Genomic DNA, 17,164 nt, shown 5'->3' on the forward strand with positions numbered 1-17,164 from the left:
GAAGCTCACCCCCCTATTGGGCGACCGGGTGATCGGGGCGAATCAGGCGCAAAACGTACCATAGGGGGGTATCGGGTGTACCATAGGGGGTATCAGGATCCGACGAGGAGGACAGTGCGATGACGGATGTCAGTGCAACGGGCGTCAGTTCGACCGAGGTGAGTGCTGACCCGCACAGCGGGCCGCACGGTTACATGTCCAACAAGGACGCCTACCTGAAACGGCTCCGCCGGATCGAGGGCCAGGCCCGCGGGCTGCAGGGCATGGTCGCAGACGACAAGTACTGCATCGACATCCTCACCCAGGTGTCGGCGATGACGAGCGCCCTGCAAGCGGTCGCTCTCGGCCTGCTCAATGACCACCTCAGCCACTGCGTGGTCGAGGCCGCCGTCAAGGGCGGCGACGAGGCCGACGCCAAGGTCAAAGAGGCCTTCGACGCCATCGCGCGGCTCGTGCGGTCCTGAGCCACGGCTCACCCATTCACTATAAGGAACCAGAAAGAAGTGCATTCCATGATCGGACAGACGGAAAACAACCTCGGCCTCAGCGAATACCAGGTGACGGGGATGACCTGCGCGCACTGTGTCGCGGCCGTGACGCAGGAGGTCGGCAAGCTCGCCGGCCCCGATAACGTCGCGATCACCCTCGTTCCGGGCGGCACGTCCGTCCTGACGGTGACCGGCGCCCCGCTCGACCGCGCTGCCGTCGCAGCCGCCGTCGACGAAGCGGGCTACGAACTGGTCGCTGAGTCACGATGACCACCGAACGCGTCGACCTCCTCGTGGGCGGGATGACGTGTGCCTCCTGCGCGACCCGGATCGAAAAGAAGCTCAACCGGATGCCGGGAGTCGAGGCATCCGTCAACTACGCCACCGAAAAGGCGAGCGTGTCCCTGCCCGAAGGCACCACCGTCGACCAGGCCATCGCCGTGATCGAGGACACCGGCTACACTGCCGAGCGCCCGCGCCCGCCGGAGCCGACCGCGGAGACCCCTGGCAGCGCAGCCGCTCCCACAGCGCAGGAGGTCGAGGTGGCGAGCCTGCGTCACCGCCTCCTCGTGTCGACGGCGCTCGCGATCCCCGTCGCCGTCATGTCGATGATTCCCGCCCTGCAGTTCACCAACTGGCAGTGGCTCGCCCTGACCCTCGCGGCACCCGTCGCCGTCTGGGGAGCCTGGCCCTTCCATCGTGCCATGTGGTTGAATCTCCGGCACGGCGCGACGACGATGGACACCCTGATCAGCATGGGCATCATCGCCTCACTCGGCTGGTCGCTCTACGCGCTCTTCTTCGGCACGGCGGGCATGCCAGGCATGCGAATGACCTTCAGCCTCACCGCCCAGACCGGCGGGGGAGCGAACGAGATCTACCTCGAGGTCGCATCCGCGGTCACGGTCTTCCTCCTCGCAGGCCGGTACTTCGAGGCGCGCGCGAAGAAGCAGTCCGGGGCGGCGCTCACCGCCCTCCTCGAACTGGGCGCCAAGGAGACCTCCGTGCTCCGTGACGGCGTCGAGGTCATCGTGCCTACAGCATCCCTCGTCGTCGGCGACCAGTTCGTCGTGCGCCCCGGCGAGAAGATCTCCACGGATGGCATCGTGGTCGAGGGCGTGTCCGCGATCGACGCGAGCATGCTCACCGGCGAAGCCGTACCGGTCGAGGTCGGTCCTGGCGCCGTCGTCGTCGGGGCGACCCTCAACTCGGGCGGACGGCTCGTGGTCCGGGCCACCCGGATCGGCGCAGACACCGAACTCGCCCAGCTCGGGCGCCTCGTCGAGCAGGCCCAAACCGGCAAGGCCGACGTGCAGCGCCTCGCCGACCGGGTCTCCGGGGTGTTCGTGCCGATCGTCCTCGGCCTCTCCCTCGCGACCCTCGTGGTCTGGCTGCTCGTCGGCGCAACCCCCGTCGTCGCCTTCACCGCCGCCGTCGCGACACTCATCATTGCCTGCCCCTGTGCGCTCGGGCTGGCCACGCCGACGGCGTTGCTGGTCGGCACCGGCCGCGGCGCGCAGCTCGGCATCCTGATCAAGGGCCCGCAGGTCCTGGAATCCACCCGGCGCGTCGACACCATCGTGCTCGACAAGACCGGCACCGTGACCACCGGGCGGATGTCCCTGGTCCAGGCCATCCCCGTCTCGGGGCTCGAGGCCACCGAACTGCTCCGGTTCGCCGGGGCCGCAGAGGCCGGGTCCGAGCATCCGATCGCGAAGTCCATCGTTGCCGGAGCGAAGGAACGGGTCGGTACGCTCCCGGCCGCCGAATCGTTCGCCTCCGCGGACGGCCTCGGCGTGCAGGCCGTCGTCGACGGCCGCCTCGTCGCGGTCGGCCGGCCGCGCTGGCTCACCGAGCAGTGGGGCATCGTCTTCCCGCCCGACCTCGAGGCAGCGCTCGCCGCTGGCGAGAACAGGGGTGAGACCCCGGTCGCCGTGGCCTGGGACGGAACGGCCCGCGGCATCCTCACCGTCGCCGACACCGTCAAGGACACGAGCGCCGCCGCGATCGCCGAATTCCGCCGTCTCGGCCTCACCCCGGTGCTCCTGACCGGGGACAACGACACCGTCGCCCGGAACGTCGGAACGCTCGTCGGCATCGACGACGTGCGCGCCGGCGTGCTCCCCGCCGAAAAGGCCGAGGTCATCCGCGCCCTGCAAGCCGAGGGACGGGTCGTTGCCATGGTCGGCGATGGCGTGAACGACGCCGTCGCGCTCGCCACCGCCGACCTCGGCATCGCCATGGGCACCGGCACCGACGTCGCGATCGAGGCGAGCGACCTCACCCTGATCCGGAGCGACCTCGTCGCGGCAGCGGATGCCATCCGGCTGTCCCGGCGCACGCTCGCCACGATCAAGGCGAACCTGTTCTGGGCCTTCGCCTACAACGTCGCCGCGATCCCGCTCGCCATGCTCGGCCTGCTCAACCCCCTGATCGCCGGCGCCGCAATGGCGCTGTCATCGGTCTTCGTGGTGAGCAACAGCCTCCGCCTCCGCGGCTTCCGCGGACTGACCCTGCCGGCCGCCGCCCCTCGTACCCCCACGGGTATGGCGAGTAGCGTGACGGTATAACGAAGGAGAACAGCATGATGTGGGGCAACGGGTACGGCATGGGATTCATGTGGTGGGTCTGGCCGGTCGGGCTGGTCCTGGTCCTGGGCGTGGTCCTGCTCACCATCGTGACCATCCGGGTCTTCAGCAACGGGAGCGGGAGCCGTGCGGAAGGGCCGCAGGGCAACGTTCCTTCCGGGCCGGTCTCGACCGGACGCAGTGCGGCACGCCTCCTGCTGGACGAACGCTTCGCGCGCGGCGAACTCGACGCCGAGGAGTACCGGCACCGCGTCCAGGTGCTCGGCGAGTAGTTCATCCGGAAGTGCGGAGGACGCAAGCGCGGCGCTCTGCGCACCCCCGGGCGGGGTCGTGCTGCTCCTGGCCGGTGGACTGGTGGCGCGCCTGGATTCAGCCCCCACCAGGTTCCCGCAGGGAGTTGCGGCGGCGCGCGTCGTGGCGCGCGCCGCCGCGTCAGTCACTCGTGGTCGTTCATGCCGTCGTGTCGCCCGTCACCGTGCGAATCCGCGGATGCCGCGCTGTGCAATTCCCACGTCACGTTGTCGCCGTGCTGCTGGGTCCAGAACGTCCGCCAGTCTCCGGCGAGCATTTTCGGTGTTTTCGCCCCGAGGATTCCGGCTGCGCTCGTGTCGCCGTCAGACACGTGGATCCCCGTGATCTCGTTGTCCCCGTCGTTGTAGCCGGGGCTCGTGTTGTGGTCGTACGTCGCGGACGCGTCGCGACCCTCCGCGAGCCAGCGCACCGGAGAAGGACCCGTGGAGGTCTTCTTCCCCAGGTCGAACAGGTAGCCGGAGTCGAGCGCGTCGCGCTGTGCGTGGAGAGTGTCGCCCGCATCCTCGACAACAAGAAGCTTGTCTTTGCTTGCGAATGCAATGTTGTCGAGGCCGGTGTGCTCGAGGTCGCCGAGGAACACTGGGGAGAGCGTGCCCGACTGAGCGGTCGGCGACGACTGGCTCAGCCGGAACACTCCGCCGAACGCACCGGGAAGTGTGCTGGTCTTGTCGGTGTCCCCGGTCTCGGTGAAGTAGAACTCGCCGAACTGGCTGCCCGGGCGGAAGACCCCGTTCTCGGGCCGTTTGAACGGTGTCGCACCCGCGGTCGCGGCCCCCGCCGTTGCTGCATTGCCGGCGCCGAGCGAGACGGTGACCCACTTCGTGGCGAATGACGAGCCGTAGGTGTGCAGGTCGGTTTCAAACTGGTCGGCCGGGTTGGCGGACAACTGGCTCGCGGTGACCGCCGTACCGTCCTTACGATTCACCTGGAGCGCCTGGAGTGTCCCGCGCGACAGATCGCCCGGCTTGGCCGGCGTGAAACGGTAGACGTAACTGTTGGGCACCTTGCCACCGGATGCCTTCGCTCCGCCGATGTCCTCGACGAGCCAGACGTTGCCGGCCGCGTCGTTCTGGATTCCCTCGTAGCCGCCGGAACCGAGCGCCGCAAGCGGACTGATCGTGCCATCGACCGAGTTGCCGTTGTCGTCGAGGGTGATACCGAAGACGCCGCCCTTGGGCGCCGCCGCCTCGGCGGTCAGCAGGAGCCTGGTGGGTGAACGGGTCCCACGTGATGCCATCAAAACTCGGGACCGCGCCACCGTCGGAACGGGTATCCGACACGAGGGTGACACGCTTGGTGAGGTCCTTCTCGTCGAGGTTGATCCGAGTGACGTAGCCCTGGGGGCCGCCCTCGTGCCCCTGGAACAGGTAGTGGACCCCGCCGAAGACCAGGTAGACGTTCTTGTCCGGCTCGGTCTTGAACGCCTCCTTCGGGTCCTGGGTGAGTGGGCCGCCAGTGGACGTGTTGTAGCCGTAGTTTGTGATTCCGCCGTGCGGGTTGGCGAGTGGCAGCTGGCCGTATGCCACGGGGCTCTGTTCGAGGCCGGCGGCGAGAACGTTGTTCTGGATGCCGAAGGGTGAGTTCGCGGCGATGCCGCCGGCGCTGCCGTCGGGCGTCGCGGCCGCGGGAATCGTGGCGGCGGTGAGTGCGACCAGGCAAAGACCTGTGCCTACGAACGCTGTGATGCCGAATTTCGAGTGCTTCATCGTGTCCTCCTCTATCCGGGCGTGTGCCCGGCCTGCACTCCAGACAAGTTGCCGTAAGCGACCAACGCGTTACGCACGGGTGAATAGTCTCCGGATCTTTGGGGCTCGAACCCGGTGATCATGGGTCGGGTGTCCCGACTCCCGGTGCGCCAGCGGGCGGCGGAGGGGGTTCGCGAGAGGATGGAAACATGGAGAACACTGAGCAGCACCCGCACGAGGACGCACCATCGTGGGTGAAGAACTATCAGCCGGGCGTTCCCGCGACGATCGAGCTGCCCACGGAGTCGCTCGTCGCCATGCTCGAACGGTCCGTCGCCGAGGCAGGCAGCCACCCCGCCCTCGAATTCTTCGGACGGAGGACGACCTACACCGAGCTCGGTGAGCAGATCGACCGCGCGGCGGAGGGCCTCCGGCATCTCGGCGTCCGAGCCGGAGACCGGGTCGCGCTCCTGCTGCCGAACTGCCCGCAGCACGTCGTCGCGTTCTACGCGGTGCTCCGCCTCGGCGCGGTCGTGGTCGAGCACAACCCGCTCTACACCTCGCGGGAGGCTCCGCCACCAGTTCGAGGACCACCAGGCCCGCATCGTGATCGCCTGGGACAAGATGGTCGCGGCGATCCGCGCCTTCCCTGCCGACATCGAGATCGACCACATCGTCTCGGTCAACCTGCTGATGGCGTTCCCGACGATCAAACGCCTGGCCCTGTACCTGCCGGTCAAAAGTCTGCGCGAGTCCCGCGAGGCCCTCACCGGTTCAGCGCCCGGCACGATCGCCTGGAAGGACCTGCTCACGCACGGTCGCATCGATCCGGAGCACCCGCATCCGTCGGTCAACGACCTCGCCGCGATCCAGTACACCTCCGGTACCACGGGCCGCCCCAAGGGTGCGATGCTCACCCACTTCAACCTGTATTCGAACGCGCTCCAGGGTGAGGCGTGGATGCACGGCGCCGAGTACCGCAAGGAGATCTTCTACGCGATCCTGCCGATGTTCCACGCTTTCGGCATGACGCTCTACCTGACATACGGCATCCGCAAGCAGGCGCTGCTCGTGCTGTTCCCCAAGTTCGAACCCGGGCTGATCCTCGCCGCAATGAAGAAGTCGCCCGCCACCGTCTACTGCGCTGTTCCGCCGATCTACGAGCGCACGGCCCGGGCCGCGCAGGAACGGGGCATCTCGCTGCGGTCCTGCAAATTCTGCATCTCCGGCGCGATGAACCTGCCCTCGCACATCGTCGAACTCTGGGAATCGGTCTCGGGCGGGCTCCTCGTCGAGGGCTACGGGATGACCGAATCCTCCCCGGTGGCCCTCGGCAACCCGTTCTACTCCACTCGCCGACCCGGCACGATCGGGGTGCCGTTCCCCTCGACACTGATGAAGGTCGTCGACCTTGACGACCCGAGCATCGAAGTGGCCCAGGGGCAGCCGGGGGAGCTGCTACTCAAGGGCCCGCAGGTCTTCCAGGGCTACTGGAACAACCCCGAGGAAACCAAGAAGGCGCTCTTACCGGGAGGCTGGCTCCGCACCGGCGACATCGTCACCGTGGACGAAGACGGCTTCACGACGATCGTCGACCGGGCCAAGGAACTCGTCATCACCGGCGGGTTCAACGTCTCACCGACCGAGGTCGAGACGGCCCTGCGCCTTCACCCCTCGATCAAGGACGCCGCGGTCTTCGGCAAGCCGCTCGAGCGCGGTGGGGAAATGGTCATCGCAGCGGTCGAGCTCGAGCCTGGCGCGACCCTCGACCAGGAGGCCCTGCGCGCGCACTGCCGCGAACTGCTCGCCGCATACAAGATCCCGCGCCGCATTGTGCAGATCGACGACATGCCGCGCTCGATGCTCGGCAAGATCCTGCGCAGGCAGGTGCGCGAACACGTGCTGCCCCTGCTCTGAGGCAAGCCGTGCCCGACACCGGTTTGTTGTTTTCGAGAACAAAAGCGGGCCGCGCGGTTTAGGATTGATCGCGTGGACCTCACCGAACGACCGACCCCTGATCCCGACCGCTCCGAATTCGACAAGATGGTCGCAGGGGACTGGTACCGCTACCGGTCCGGCCCCGAACTCGCCGAAATGACGAACAGCACCCAGCGCACCTGCCGCCGCATCACCGCCCTCTACGACGAGGACAGGGATGCCGCATACGCTTTACTGACGGGCATGCTCGGCACAGCGGGGGAGAACCTCGACTTCCGGCCGCCGATGTACCTCGACTACGGCTCCCGCCTGCACATCGGCAGGGACACCTTCATCAACGGGGACTTCCTCACCCTGGGCGGCGGTGAGATCACGATCGGCAACAACGTGCTGATCGGTCCGAGCGCCCGCCTCTACACACCGATCCACGCTCTCGACGTCGACGAGCGGCGTGCAGGCTACGAGCGGGTGCTGCCGATCCACATCGGCAACGACGTCTGGCTCGGCGGCAACGTCGTCGTGTGCCCCGGGGTCACGATCGGCGACGGCAGCGTGATCGGCGCCGGGTCCGTCGTCACCAAGGACGTGCCGGCCGGGGTCATCGCCGTCGGCAACCCGGCCAGGGTCGTGCGCACGATCGGCGACCCGGAGCGGGAGCAGAGCGCAGCCGAGTAGATCGGCACTCTGCCGAGAAGGGCCCGGCTGCGCGCAGCGGATGTCGCGGCTCAGGTGCCGAGGTAGCGTCCCGGCCGGTGGTTGAGCGCGAGCACCAGGTTGAGCACGATCGCGCCCGCGGCCGAGAGGGCGACGTTCACGGGCGAGACGACCGTGATCGCGGCGACGACGACGGTCACATCGAACACCATCTGCACGTACCCGGCACGCCAGCCGAGGCGCTCCTGCAGGAGCAGGGCGAGGATGTTGAACCCACCCAGGCTGGCCTTGTGGCGGAACAACACGATGAGTCCGACACCGATCACGAGGTTGCCGAACAACACGCCGTAGACCGGATTGAGGTGCTCGATCCCGAGGGCATACGGGTGCAGGGAGGAGAACGCCGAGACGAGCGCGACCGCGACGACGGTGCGGAGCGTGAAGTTCCAGCCCTTTTTCCAGAGAGCGAGGGCGAAGAACGGCACGTTGATCGCGAAGAAGAACACCCCGAACGGTATCGGAGCCGCGTAGCTCAGCAGGAGCGCGAGTCCGGCCGTGCCGCCGGTCACCGCCGCGCTCGCCTTGAGCAGGAACAGACCGAACGACGCGAGGAGGGTGCCGGTGAGGATTCCGAGAACGTCCTCGACGGCCGAATGGCGCGGCGCGACATCCGTGTTGAGTGTTCTGGGCTCGGCGGCCCGGGGAGATTTCGGCATTCTGCAAGTCTGCACGATGGCGCCGGTAACGTTTCGCACCCCTGCGTGGTTGTCCTCGGTATGACTGTTGCCCTGTCCATTCTTGACCTCGCTCCGATCGCGCCCGGGCAGACCGTGCGGGAGAGCTTCGCGGGAAGCGTGCGACTCGCACAAACCGCCGAAAAGCATGGCTACACCCGCGTCTGGTACGCCGAACACCACAACATGCCGACGATCGCCTCCTCGGCCACGAGCGTCCTCGTCGGCCACGTCGCCGGCCAGACGTCGACCATCCGGCTCGGCTCCGGCGGCGTGATGCTGCCCAACCACTCTCCGCTCACCATCGCCGAACAGTTCGGCACCCTCGCCGAGCTCTACCCTGGGCGGATCGACCTGGGCCTCGGCCGCGCCCCCGGCAGCGACCAGACCACCGCGCGGGCGATGCGCCGTGATCCCCGCGCCTCCGACCAGTTCCCCCAGGACGTGATGGAGCCTGCAGGCCTACCTGCGCGGCGAGTCGGTCGTGCCCGGGGTGCAGGCAATCCCCGGTGCCGGCACGAACGTGCCGCTCTATATCCTCGGTTCCTCCCTCTTCGGAGCAGGTCTTGCCGCAGCGCTCGGCCTCCCGTACGCCTTCGCCTCCCACTTCGCTCCCGACGCCCTGCACGAGGCCATCGCCCTGTACCGGCGCGACTTCACGCCCTCGGCGCAGCTCGCCGAGCCGCATGTGATCGTCGCAGTGAACGTGATCGCCGCAGACGACCAGGCGGATGCCGTCCGGCAGTTCGAGGAGACGCGGCGGAACCGGGTGCGGGGCATGCTCACGCGCGGTCCGGCGTCGCCGGAATACAGCGACCAGCAGATCGACGCGTTCCTCGTCACCGCGGAAGGGCAGCAGATCGCGAAGATGATGCGCTACTCGGCCGTTGGCGATCCGTCAGCCGTGCGGGTCTTCCTCGACGACCTCGTCGCCGCGACCCACGCCGACGAACTGATCATCGCGCACGCCTCGCGAGACATCGAGGCGCGGCTGCGCTCGGTCGAGCTGACCGCCGGGGCCATTAACGGCGTGAGCGTCTGACGATCCCGGCGCCGTCGATCCTCCGGACGGGACGGTCGGACGGGTCCGGAAGGTCCTCCTAAAAGGGGACTATCCGATTCCGGCAGGCGGTGGAGTTAATGTCAGCCACGAGTCGAGAGGTTCCACGAGCTGCCCGGGGTCACCGGCAGCCCCGGCCGACCGTCGTGAGAGCCGGAGATCTGATGTCACACCCCGCAGTAGAAACCCCCCGCCGCCGCACTCCAGCCGTCGCCTCCCTGTCCCTTCGCCTGATTTCCCGGGACGACGCGATCAAGACGATCCGCCTCGTCGTCGTACGGTGTGAGGATGACAGCCTTCAGGAGATCCGGTTCCGCGACCAGGTGATCGGCTTCATCCGCCGGGACGAGCCGTTGTTCCGCGCGCTCAGCGGCACCCAGCTCGACGAGGCCTGTGAACGCGGACATTCCCTGCTCTGGGACAAGGCGGCGGCTCTCCTCGTCGACGCGAGCGGCCTGCTCCCCGCCTGATCCACCGCCCATCGGCGTGGGCGCTCCCGCTGGTGGTGCTGCAGGCACCGCGGGGGAGCGTACCGTGGAGTGGACCCGATCGATTTTCGATCGTGGGTAGACGCAGGGCAATTCTTGACTTCACCCGCGGATCTTTTCCCGCCGACCACTCCCATTCCGGTGAACGAAGGCCCCCGTCCCTGGCGCCAGACCCTCGACTCCCTGAGCGTCCCGAACTTCCGCTTGTTCACGGCGTCCAACGCGGTGGCCATGACCGGCACCTGGATGCAGCGCATCGCCCAGGACTGGCTCGTGCTGCAACTGACCGGCAGCGTCGCAGCCGTCGGCGTGACCGTCACGATGCAATTCGCGCCGATGCTCGCCTTCGGCCTCTTCGGCGGCGTGATCGTCGACCGCTATTCGAAGCGGATGCTGCTCATGCTCACCCAGTCTGTGGCCGCCCTGCTCAGCGCGGTCCTCGCAGTGCTCACCCTCACCAACACCGTGCAGGTGTGGCAGGTCTGGGCGATCGCCTTCCTGGTCGGACTCGTCACCGTGATCGACAACCCCACCCGCCAGGTCTTCGTGAACGAGATCGTCGGTCCGCGCTACCTCCGCAACGCGATCACCGTGAACTCGACGGTCTTCCAGCTGGGCGCTCTGATCGGGCCGGCCATCAGCGGTGTCCTGATCGTCGCGGTCGGGTCCGGCTGGTCCTTCGGCATCAACGCCGCAGCGTGCCTGCTGACCGTCCTCGCCCTGACCCGGCTCGACGCCTCCGCGCTCTACCGCACCCCGACGGCGCCGCGCCAGAAGGGACAGCTCGTCGAGGGCCTGCGCTACGTCGTGTCCAAGCCGACCATCCTCTGGCCGATCGTGATGCTCGCGTTCCTCTCCGTCTTCTCCCTCAACATGCCGGTGCTCCTCGCCGCCTACGCCGATCACGTCTACAAGGTGGGCGCCGGCGGCTACGGACTGTTCAACACCCTGATCGCCGTCGGCGCGGTCGCGGGTGCGCTCGCTTCGACACGTCGGGCGAACATCCGCTTGCGCACGGTCATCGTCAGCGGCGGCGTCTGGGCGCTGATCCAGGCGAGCTCCGGCCTGATGCCCACCGAGATCACCTTCGGCATCGCCCTCATCGTCACGGGCGTCGCGAACCAGTTCTTCTTCACCGCGGGCAACCCGCTCGTGCAGATGTCGTCCAACGTGCGGGTACGCGGGCGCGTCATGTCGGTCTGGGTGCTCGTGCTGCTCGGCGGCCAGGCGATCGGCGGACCCCTGATGGGCTGGATCGTCGAGTCCTTCGGCCCGGACACTGGGATGCTCGTGTCCGGCCTCGTGCCCGCGCTCGCCGCGGTGGTCATCGCGCTGATCCTCGCGCACCGCAACGAGTCCTGCACCTGACTGTGCGCCTTCGCCGGCGCGGACGGCCGGGGGAGCACTGGGGCGGCTCGAACCTCGGCTCCTGAGCCGGCCCCGTGCCAGGTCTTTGCCGGAGCTCTGCTTGTTCCGCACCGGTTCGCACGACCGGCCACTGGACGGAATCGAATCTCCGGCCCGTTACGGTTGAAGAGGTCTGGGAAGGGAACTGCCACTGTGAGCGAAATTGCGGGTGAACTGGCGCGCGTGCGCGAGGCCTTCGACAAACCCACCCTGCGCTTGCTCGATCGCAAGTGGGCGCCGTTCGTACTCGCCGTCTTCAAGTCGGCGTTCAGCCGTGACCGGCGGAGCGTTCAGGCCGACCGCCTGCACTCCCAGGTCGACGCCTACCTCGCCGACCTCCGCTCCGTGGGCAGCGAGGTACCGGGCAAGAACGGCCGCGCCCTGTGCGTGCAATGGATGAACGACCTCTGGCTCTACCGAGAGACCGGGGAGAACGGTGAGGAGCAGTACTCCCTCTCCTCGCACGCCCTCGAAGCACTCCTCCTTGTCGACAGCCTCTCCCGCGATCGCGCCCTGATCAGCGAATCCCGCCTCACCACCATCGTCGACAGCGTGCGGCACCGCGCCACCCAGGCAAACCCCGACCGGGAAGCGCGCATCCTCCGGCTGGACCAGGAGATCGCCGAACGCACCGCCGAGCGCGACCGCCTGCAGGACGGCGGCGAGATCGTCACCGCGACCGACGAGCAGATGCACGAGGGGTACGCGAACCTCGTCGACCTGATCACGCAGCTGCCGAGCGACTTCAAACGCGTCGAGGAATCCGTCGCTGCCATGCACCGCCAGATCGTGAGCGACTTCCGTGGCGAGGAACGCCCCATCGGCGAGGTTCTCGACGAATACCTCGCCAAGACGGATGCCCTGATGTCGGCGACCGCGGAAGGCCGCGCCTTCGAGGGCGCCTTCGCGCTCCTGCGCAACGACGCGCTGCTCCAGGACGTGAAGAACGACCTCGAGTCGATTCTCGACCATCCCTTCGCCACCCGTTTGACCACGGCCGAACGGCGAACGTTCCTGGGCACCGTCGGTCTGATCCGCAAGGGCATCGACGACGTGCTGACCCAGCGGAACGGCCTCACGACCACTCTCCGCGAGCACATCGTGAACCACGACGTCGTCAAGGACCGCGAGCTCGAGCGCCTGCTGCGCGAGATCAACAAGGAACTCGCGGTCTGGATGGAGACCGCAGGACCCCGTTCCACGGTGACCGCTGAGCTCATGCCCGGCGTCCTCGACGTCGAACACCTCCGCGAACGGTTCTACGATCCCCTGAACCACCGGCCACCACCTGACCTCGAGGACGTGTCCGAGTACGCCCCCGAACCGCCGAGCCTCGACGAGATGCGGCGGCAGGGCGGCCCGATGCTCGAACGGATGCGTGACGCCCTCGTGACCTTCCGCGGGACGGGCGACACGGTATCGGTCGGAGCGGCCTTCAACGACCTCGAACCCGCCCTGCGGCGCCCGGTCGAGATCCTCGGCATGCTGCAGATCGCGACCCAGGTCGACGCCCTCAGCCGCGCGCACCAGCTCGAGAGCTTCGAGACCGTACGGCCGGACGGCAGTCGGCGCACGTTCTCGGTTCCCCGCATCATCCTGAATGACGACGAAACGGCGGCCCTGGCCGCCCTGAACTATGGAACCGATCATGACTGACGAGTGGCCAGACGACCAGGACGACCGCGACGACGACGGCCTGGACGGTGACGCCGGCGCCGGAATCGATACGGCGATCGACGACGAGCCCGCAAGCTTCTCCCTCTTCGAGGGCGACGAGGGCGGCCTCACCGTGGAACAGCGCCGTACCCTGGTGCTCCTGATGAAGCACCGCTACGTGTCCGCCGCCCTTCAACCGGCGGAATGGCGCACCCTGCTCGACTCGCAGCGGCTGCTGAAATCGCGCCTCAACGACATGTTCCTTGACCTGCACATCGACCTGCACTACCAGGTCGCGTTCAAACGGCAGGCCGTCTCCGAGGCGGGCGACCGGTTCCCGACCCTCCTGCACGACGTCGCCTATACGCGCGAGGAGACGATCCTGCTTGTGCTGCTGCGCCAGCGGTTCCGCAGCGAACGAGCCAACGGCCAGGACATCGTGCTCGTCGACCGCGACAACCTCGTTGAGAACATCGCCCATTTCCGCCCCGAGTTCTCTACGGACCGGTACGGCGACGCCCGCAAGGCGAGCGCCGCCGTCGACAGCCTCGCCAAAGCGCGGGTGCTGCTCAAGACGAGCGATCCGGACCGATTCCGTATCTCGGCCGTGATCGAGGTCCTGCTTCCCCTCGAACGCCTCGCCGAACTGCACGAGTGGCTCGTCGAGCAGAACGCAGCGGATGCCCCCACCACGGTGGAGCCTGACCCCGAAGAGCTGGACACCGAACGGGAGGCGATTTCATGAGCGATTCCCCGCTCTTCTACATCGACGGATCCACAGAGGGCACGACGCAGTGGCGCGCCGAACTGTTCCAGATGGTCAACTGGGGAGGATTCCAGGGCCACCACGAGATCACCTTCGCCCCGTCGGCGACCCTGCTCTCCGGGGCCTCCGGAACCGGCAAGAGCAGCCTCCTCGATGCCTACCTCGCCCTGATGATGCCCTCGGACACCCCGTTCAACGGTGCGTCCAACGACGCGGGATCCGGCAGGGCCCGGAGCCTCGACCAGCGCAACCTGATGACCTACCTCAAGGGGCAAGACCGACTCCAACCGTGAGGCCGGAACCGGGGAGATGCAGGACCAGGTCCTCCGCGGCGCGCACGACGCGACCTGGGGCGCGGTCGCGATGACCTTCGTCGACGACAACGGTCGCCGGTTCACCGTGCTGCGCGCCTATTTCGTGCCGAGGGGCGCGACCAAATTTGCCGACATCACGATGAAGATGGCCACCCAGGACGGTCGCCTCGACCTCCGTGACCTCGCCGATGTCACCGAGGCGCGCTTCGACAAGCGGGCGCTCCGGACCCGGTTCCCGGACCTGGATGTCTTCGACACCTACGCCGCCTTCGCCCAGACCCTCTATACCCGGCTCGGCATCGGCGCCAACGGCGAGGGCGGCAAGGCGCTGCGGCTGCTCGCGCGGATCCAGGCCGGGCAGCAGGTCAAGACGGTCGACGGCCTCTATAAGTCGATGGTGCTTGAGGAGCCGGCCACCTACGCGGCGGCCGACAAGGCCGTCGATCACTTCGAAGACCTCGAGAGGTCCTACGGGGCGATGCTCACCGAGGCGCAGAAGGCGAAGGTCCTCGAACGAATTCCCGACCTGCACCGGGAGTACGAAACCGCGGCGGAGAAGGCGGACCTGATCGACACCTTCGGGGTCCATCGCACTGGTGATACCCCGTTCGTGCTCTGGCAGGCTCCTCACCGAGCAGGGACTGCTCGAGGGCGCCGCCGACACCAATCGCATCCGTCGCCGCGACAATCAGGTCGAGCTCACCCGGGCCAGGAACGCCGAGACCGACCTGAAGTCCCGCGTTGCCGAGGTCCAGCACCAGCAGCGCGACAACGGCGGCGACGTCCTCGTCAGCCTGCAGAACGAGATCGGCCAGCTGCGGGACCAGCGCGACGACATCGGCGCCGAGCGCGCGAAGTTCGACGACCGCACCGCCGCCCTCGCCGTTCCGATCGCTTCGTCGGCCGAGTTCACCCTCGCGCAGAACGATGCGGAACGCTTCCTCGATGGGTTCTCCGCGGCCGAGCACGACCTCGAAGCCGAGCGCACGACCCTGCAACGGAACGCCTTCCCCGTCGAGGAACAGCTCAGGACCCTGGGCCAGGAGCATGACTTCCTCGCGGGCCGCGAAAACCTGATTCCCCAGCACCTGCACAATGCCCGGATGATGATCGCGGAGGCAGCGGGAATCCCCGCGGACGAGCTGCCCTTCGTCGCCGAACTCGTCGACCTCGCCTCCGGCGAGGAATCCTGGCGCCAGGCCGCCGAAGTCACCCTGTCGTCCGTCGTGCGCGTCATGCTCGTCGACGAGACACGGTTGCGCGACCTCAGTGCGGCCATCGAACCGATTCAGATCCCGGTGCGCATCCACTTTGAGGGCGTTGCGCTCCAGGTGCACCGGCCCCGCACCGGCGATCCCCGCTTCGTGTCCGGCAAGCTCGTCTACCAGGACTCGCCCTTCAGCGGTTGGGTGCAGGACCGGGTCAGCGCGGCGAGCCTCGACGCGCTCTGCGTCGCCGACCCGACCGACCTGGCCGGAGACGGCCCGCGGGTCACCCCGAGCGGTCAGACGCGCAACGGCAAGCGTGGGGCACACGGCTGGAACAAGGGCCAGGCGCCGATCATCGGCTTCTCGAACACCGGCCGCCTCGCCGAGATCGTCTCCGAACGCGCAGAGCTCACCGGTGCGGCCGAGGCCTTCTCCCGTGACGCCGCCGCCGTGGGGAAGCGCATCGCCGATCTCCGCGGCAGGCGAAGCGCCCACCAGTATGTCGTCGACACCACCTGGCTATCGATCGATGTGTCCGGAGCCGAGGCCCGGATCGCCGAGAAGGAAGCCGAATCGGAGCGCGTCCTCGCGGGCAGCGACATCCTCCGCTCCCTCAAAGCCGAGGAAGAACGTTTTTCCTCCGAACTCGAGGCTGCCCAGAAGCTCAAGCATTCGGCCGACGGGACGGCCGAGCGTCTCGCCGCTGAGCAGGCGCGGATCGTCGACCGTCAGGACGCCGTCTCCGGCATGCTTGACCGGATCGAACGGGACGAGGCGACCATTCTCTCCGAGGAGCACTTCGCGCACCTGACGGCACAGTTCGCCCTCGTCGGAGACCAGGGAGATCTCGCGGCACTCGAGGGCGGCGTTCGACGGCTCCGCGAGCGCCTCACCGAGCAGTCCGCGCACGACAGGGAGAATGCCACGAGCGCCCGGGATTCGCTCGTCCGCATCTTCGAGACGTTCCAGGGCCGCTGGCCCGACCCGAACATCGGCACCTCGCTCGAGTCGTACACGAGCTACCGCGACATCCTCGATGCCGTGTACACCCTCGGCCTGCACGAGCGTCGCCAGGAATGGAAGCGCCGGCTGTCGGCGTGGAGCGGGCAGGACCTCGTACCCCTCACCGCGGCGTTCAACACCGCCATCGAGGAGATCGAGGACCGGCTCAGGCCGATCAATGAGATCCTCGCGACCCTGCCGTTCGGGGCCGGCCGTGATCGCCTGAAGATCGCCCTCCGTCGCCTGCATCGCGACGACGCCACCGCGTTCCGCAAGGAACTCAAGGTGCTCGCGTCCGGGGCGACGGAGGACTTCACCGACGAGGAAACCGAGGCCCGGTTCACCCGGCTGCACAACTTCATGGCCCAGATCCGTCGGCCGGAACCCGGGACGCGCACCGAGTCGCAGCGGGATCTCCTGCTCGACGTGCGCAAGCACGTGGAGATCACCGCGGTCCGGTCGACGCCGGACGGCGTCGAGGTCAGCACATACTCCTCCCTCGGCGGCAAGAGCGGTGGAGAGTCCCAGGAACTGGTGGCGTTCGTCGTCGGGGCGGCGCTGCGCTTCCAGCTCGGCGACGAAAGCCGCACCCGCCCGCGGTTCGCACCGGTCTTCCTCGACGAGGGCTTCGTGAAGTCGGACTCCGAGTTCGCCGGCCGGGCCGTCGCGGCCTGGAAGGGACTCGGCTTCCAGCTCATCGTCGGCTCGCCGCTCGACAAGGTCACCGCCCTCGAACCGCACATGGAGCTCGTGCTCTCAATGACCAAGAACACGAGCACCGGCTACTCGTACATCACCCCGCTGTCGTCTCCGGTCGTGGCGAGCGTCTGAAATGCAGGATATTCCTGCAGTTGAGGCCCTCGT

Annotated in this window: 15 protein-coding genes and 2 pseudogenes; 14 read left to right on the forward strand and 3 right to left on the reverse strand. The window is 67.7% G+C overall.

The window, feature by feature from the left end:
• The first annotated feature begins 119 nt into the window (after positions 1–119).
• Genes KIV56_RS18585 through KIV56_RS18600 form a run of 4 tightly spaced genes read left to right on the forward strand, consistent with a single transcriptional unit; the run spans position 120 to position 3,348 of the window.
• Positions 120–464: a metal-sensitive transcriptional regulator gene (locus KIV56_RS18585; RefSeq protein ID WP_281534580.1), complete on the forward strand. Its 345-nt coding sequence runs from the start codon at positions 120–122 to the stop codon at positions 462–464.
• A 48-nt stretch (positions 465–512) separates the two neighbouring features.
• A complete protein-coding gene (locus tag KIV56_RS18590) occupies positions 513–758 on the forward strand; it encodes a heavy-metal-associated domain-containing protein (protein ID WP_281534581.1) in 246 nt (81 codons plus the stop codon).
• Positions 755–3,058: a heavy metal translocating P-type ATPase gene (locus KIV56_RS18595; protein ID WP_281534582.1), complete on the forward strand. Its 2,304-nt coding sequence runs from the start codon at positions 755–757 to the stop codon at positions 3,056–3,058. The genes KIV56_RS18590 and KIV56_RS18595 overlap by 4 nt, the downstream gene beginning before the upstream one ends.
• A gap of 14 nt (positions 3,059–3,072) precedes the next feature.
• Entirely contained in the window at positions 3,073–3,348 is a 276-nt protein-coding gene (locus tag KIV56_RS18600; protein WP_281534583.1) for an SHOCT domain-containing protein, read from the forward strand.
• 164 nt (positions 3,349–3,512) lie between these two features.
• On the opposite strand, the gene KIV56_RS18605 is transcribed toward KIV56_RS18600, so the two are convergent.
• The gene (locus tag KIV56_RS18605; protein ID WP_281534584.1) at positions 3,513–4,625 is read right to left on the reverse strand and encodes an alkaline phosphatase PhoX; all 1,113 of its coding nucleotides are present in this window, start codon (positions 4,623–4,625) and stop codon (positions 3,513–3,515) included.
• Between KIV56_RS18605 and KIV56_RS18610 the strand changes: the two genes are divergently transcribed.
• From KIV56_RS18610 to KIV56_RS18620, 3 genes and pseudogenes are all read left to right on the forward strand, one after another.
• A complete protein-coding gene (locus tag KIV56_RS18610) occupies positions 4,597–4,968 on the forward strand; it encodes a hypothetical protein (protein WP_281534585.1) in 372 nt (123 codons plus the stop codon). The genes KIV56_RS18605 and KIV56_RS18610 overlap by 29 nt on opposite strands.
• 314 nt (positions 4,969–5,282) lie before the next feature.
• Positions 5,283–6,990, forward strand: a pseudogene (locus tag KIV56_RS18615) (long-chain-fatty-acid--CoA ligase).
• A 72-nt stretch (positions 6,991–7,062) separates the two neighbouring features.
• The gene (locus KIV56_RS18620; RefSeq protein ID WP_281534586.1) at positions 7,063–7,686 is read left to right on the forward strand and encodes a sugar O-acetyltransferase; all 624 of its coding nucleotides are present in this window, start codon (positions 7,063–7,065) and stop codon (positions 7,684–7,686) included.
• Between the two features lie 50 nt (positions 7,687–7,736).
• Here KIV56_RS18620 and KIV56_RS18625 read toward each other — a convergent pair whose 3' ends face one another.
• A complete protein-coding gene (locus tag KIV56_RS18625; RefSeq protein ID WP_281534587.1) occupies positions 7,737–8,381 on the reverse strand; it encodes a YitT family protein in 645 nt (214 codons plus the stop codon).
• A gap of 60 nt (positions 8,382–8,441) precedes the next feature.
• Between KIV56_RS18625 and KIV56_RS18630 the strand changes: the two are divergent.
• The 6 genes and pseudogenes from KIV56_RS18630 (at position 8,442) to KIV56_RS18655 (ending at position 14,069) form a co-directional block, all read left to right on the forward strand.
• Positions 8,442–9,441: pseudogene (locus KIV56_RS18630) on the forward strand (LLM class flavin-dependent oxidoreductase).
• Between the two features lie 182 nt (positions 9,442–9,623).
• Positions 9,624–9,929, forward strand: coding sequence for a hypothetical protein (locus KIV56_RS18635; RefSeq protein ID WP_281534588.1), 306 nt, complete (start codon positions 9,624–9,626; stop codon positions 9,927–9,929).
• 159 nt (positions 9,930–10,088) lie between these two features.
• The gene (locus tag KIV56_RS18640; RefSeq protein WP_281534589.1) at positions 10,089–11,315 is read left to right on the forward strand and encodes an MFS transporter; all 1,227 of its coding nucleotides are present in this window, start codon (positions 10,089–10,091) and stop codon (positions 11,313–11,315) included.
• A gap of 192 nt (positions 11,316–11,507) precedes the next feature.
• On the forward strand, positions 11,508–13,010 hold the full coding sequence (locus KIV56_RS18645; RefSeq protein ID WP_281534590.1) for a DUF3375 domain-containing protein: 1,503 nt from the start codon (positions 11,508–11,510) through the stop codon (positions 13,008–13,010).
• Positions 13,003–13,755 (forward strand): DUF4194 domain-containing protein, encoded by a 753-nt coding sequence (locus KIV56_RS18650; RefSeq protein ID WP_281534591.1) that lies wholly within the window; start codon positions 13,003–13,005, stop codon positions 13,753–13,755. Before KIV56_RS18645 ends, KIV56_RS18650 begins: the two co-directional genes overlap by 8 nt.
• Complete coding sequence (locus KIV56_RS18655) at positions 13,752–14,069, forward strand: ATP-binding protein (RefSeq protein ID WP_281534592.1); 318 nt, start codon at positions 13,752–13,754, stop codon at positions 14,067–14,069. The genes KIV56_RS18650 and KIV56_RS18655 overlap by 4 nt, the downstream gene beginning before the upstream one ends.
• On the opposite strand, the gene KIV56_RS18660 is transcribed toward KIV56_RS18655, so the two are convergent.
• Entirely contained in the window at positions 14,041–14,679 is a 639-nt protein-coding gene (locus tag KIV56_RS18660) for a hypothetical protein (protein WP_281534593.1), read from the reverse strand. The genes KIV56_RS18655 and KIV56_RS18660 overlap by 29 nt on opposite strands.
• A 7-nt stretch (positions 14,680–14,686) precedes the next feature.
• Here KIV56_RS18660 and KIV56_RS18665 point away from each other — a divergent pair, with 7 nt between their 5' ends.
• A complete protein-coding gene (locus tag KIV56_RS18665; RefSeq protein ID WP_281534594.1) occupies positions 14,687–17,131 on the forward strand; it encodes an ATP-binding protein in 2,445 nt (814 codons plus the stop codon).
• The last annotated feature ends 33 nt before the right edge of the window (positions 17,132–17,164 follow it).

This window comes from Cryobacterium breve, from assembly GCF_027594785.1.
Classification (GTDB): domain Bacteria; phylum Actinomycetota; class Actinomycetes; order Actinomycetales; family Microbacteriaceae; genus Cryobacterium; species Cryobacterium breve_A.

Excerpts from the sequence above, each read along its gene's own strand:
- KIV56_RS18595 (WP_281534582.1), top strand. The coding sequence starts at position 755 with ATGACCACCGAACGCGTCGACCTCCTCGTGGGCGGGATGACGTGTGCC.
- KIV56_RS18625 (WP_281534587.1), bottom strand. The coding sequence starts at position 8,381 with ATGCCGAAATCTCCCCGGGCCGCCGAGCCCAGAACACTCAACACGGAT.
- KIV56_RS18635 (WP_281534588.1), top strand. The coding sequence starts at position 9,624 with ATGTCACACCCCGCAGTAGAAACCCCCCGCCGCCGCACTCCAGCCGTC.
- KIV56_RS18660 (WP_281534593.1), bottom strand. The coding sequence starts at position 14,679 with ATGGACCCCGAAGGTGTCGATCAGGTCCGCCTTCTCCGCCGCGGTTTC.
- KIV56_RS18600 (WP_281534583.1), top strand. The coding sequence starts at position 3,073 with ATGATGTGGGGCAACGGGTACGGCATGGGATTCATGTGGTGGGTCTGG.
- KIV56_RS18655 (WP_281534592.1), top strand. The coding sequence starts at position 13,752 with ATGAGCGATTCCCCGCTCTTCTACATCGACGGATCCACAGAGGGCACG.
- KIV56_RS18590 (WP_281534581.1), top strand. The coding sequence starts at position 513 with ATGATCGGACAGACGGAAAACAACCTCGGCCTCAGCGAATACCAGGTG.
- KIV56_RS18585 (WP_281534580.1), top strand. The coding sequence starts at position 120 with ATGACGGATGTCAGTGCAACGGGCGTCAGTTCGACCGAGGTGAGTGCT.
- KIV56_RS18650 (WP_281534591.1), top strand. The coding sequence starts at position 13,003 with ATGACTGACGAGTGGCCAGACGACCAGGACGACCGCGACGACGACGGC.
- KIV56_RS18605 (WP_281534584.1), bottom strand. The coding sequence starts at position 4,625 with ATGGCATCACGTGGGACCCGTTCACCCACCAGGCTCCTGCTGACCGCC.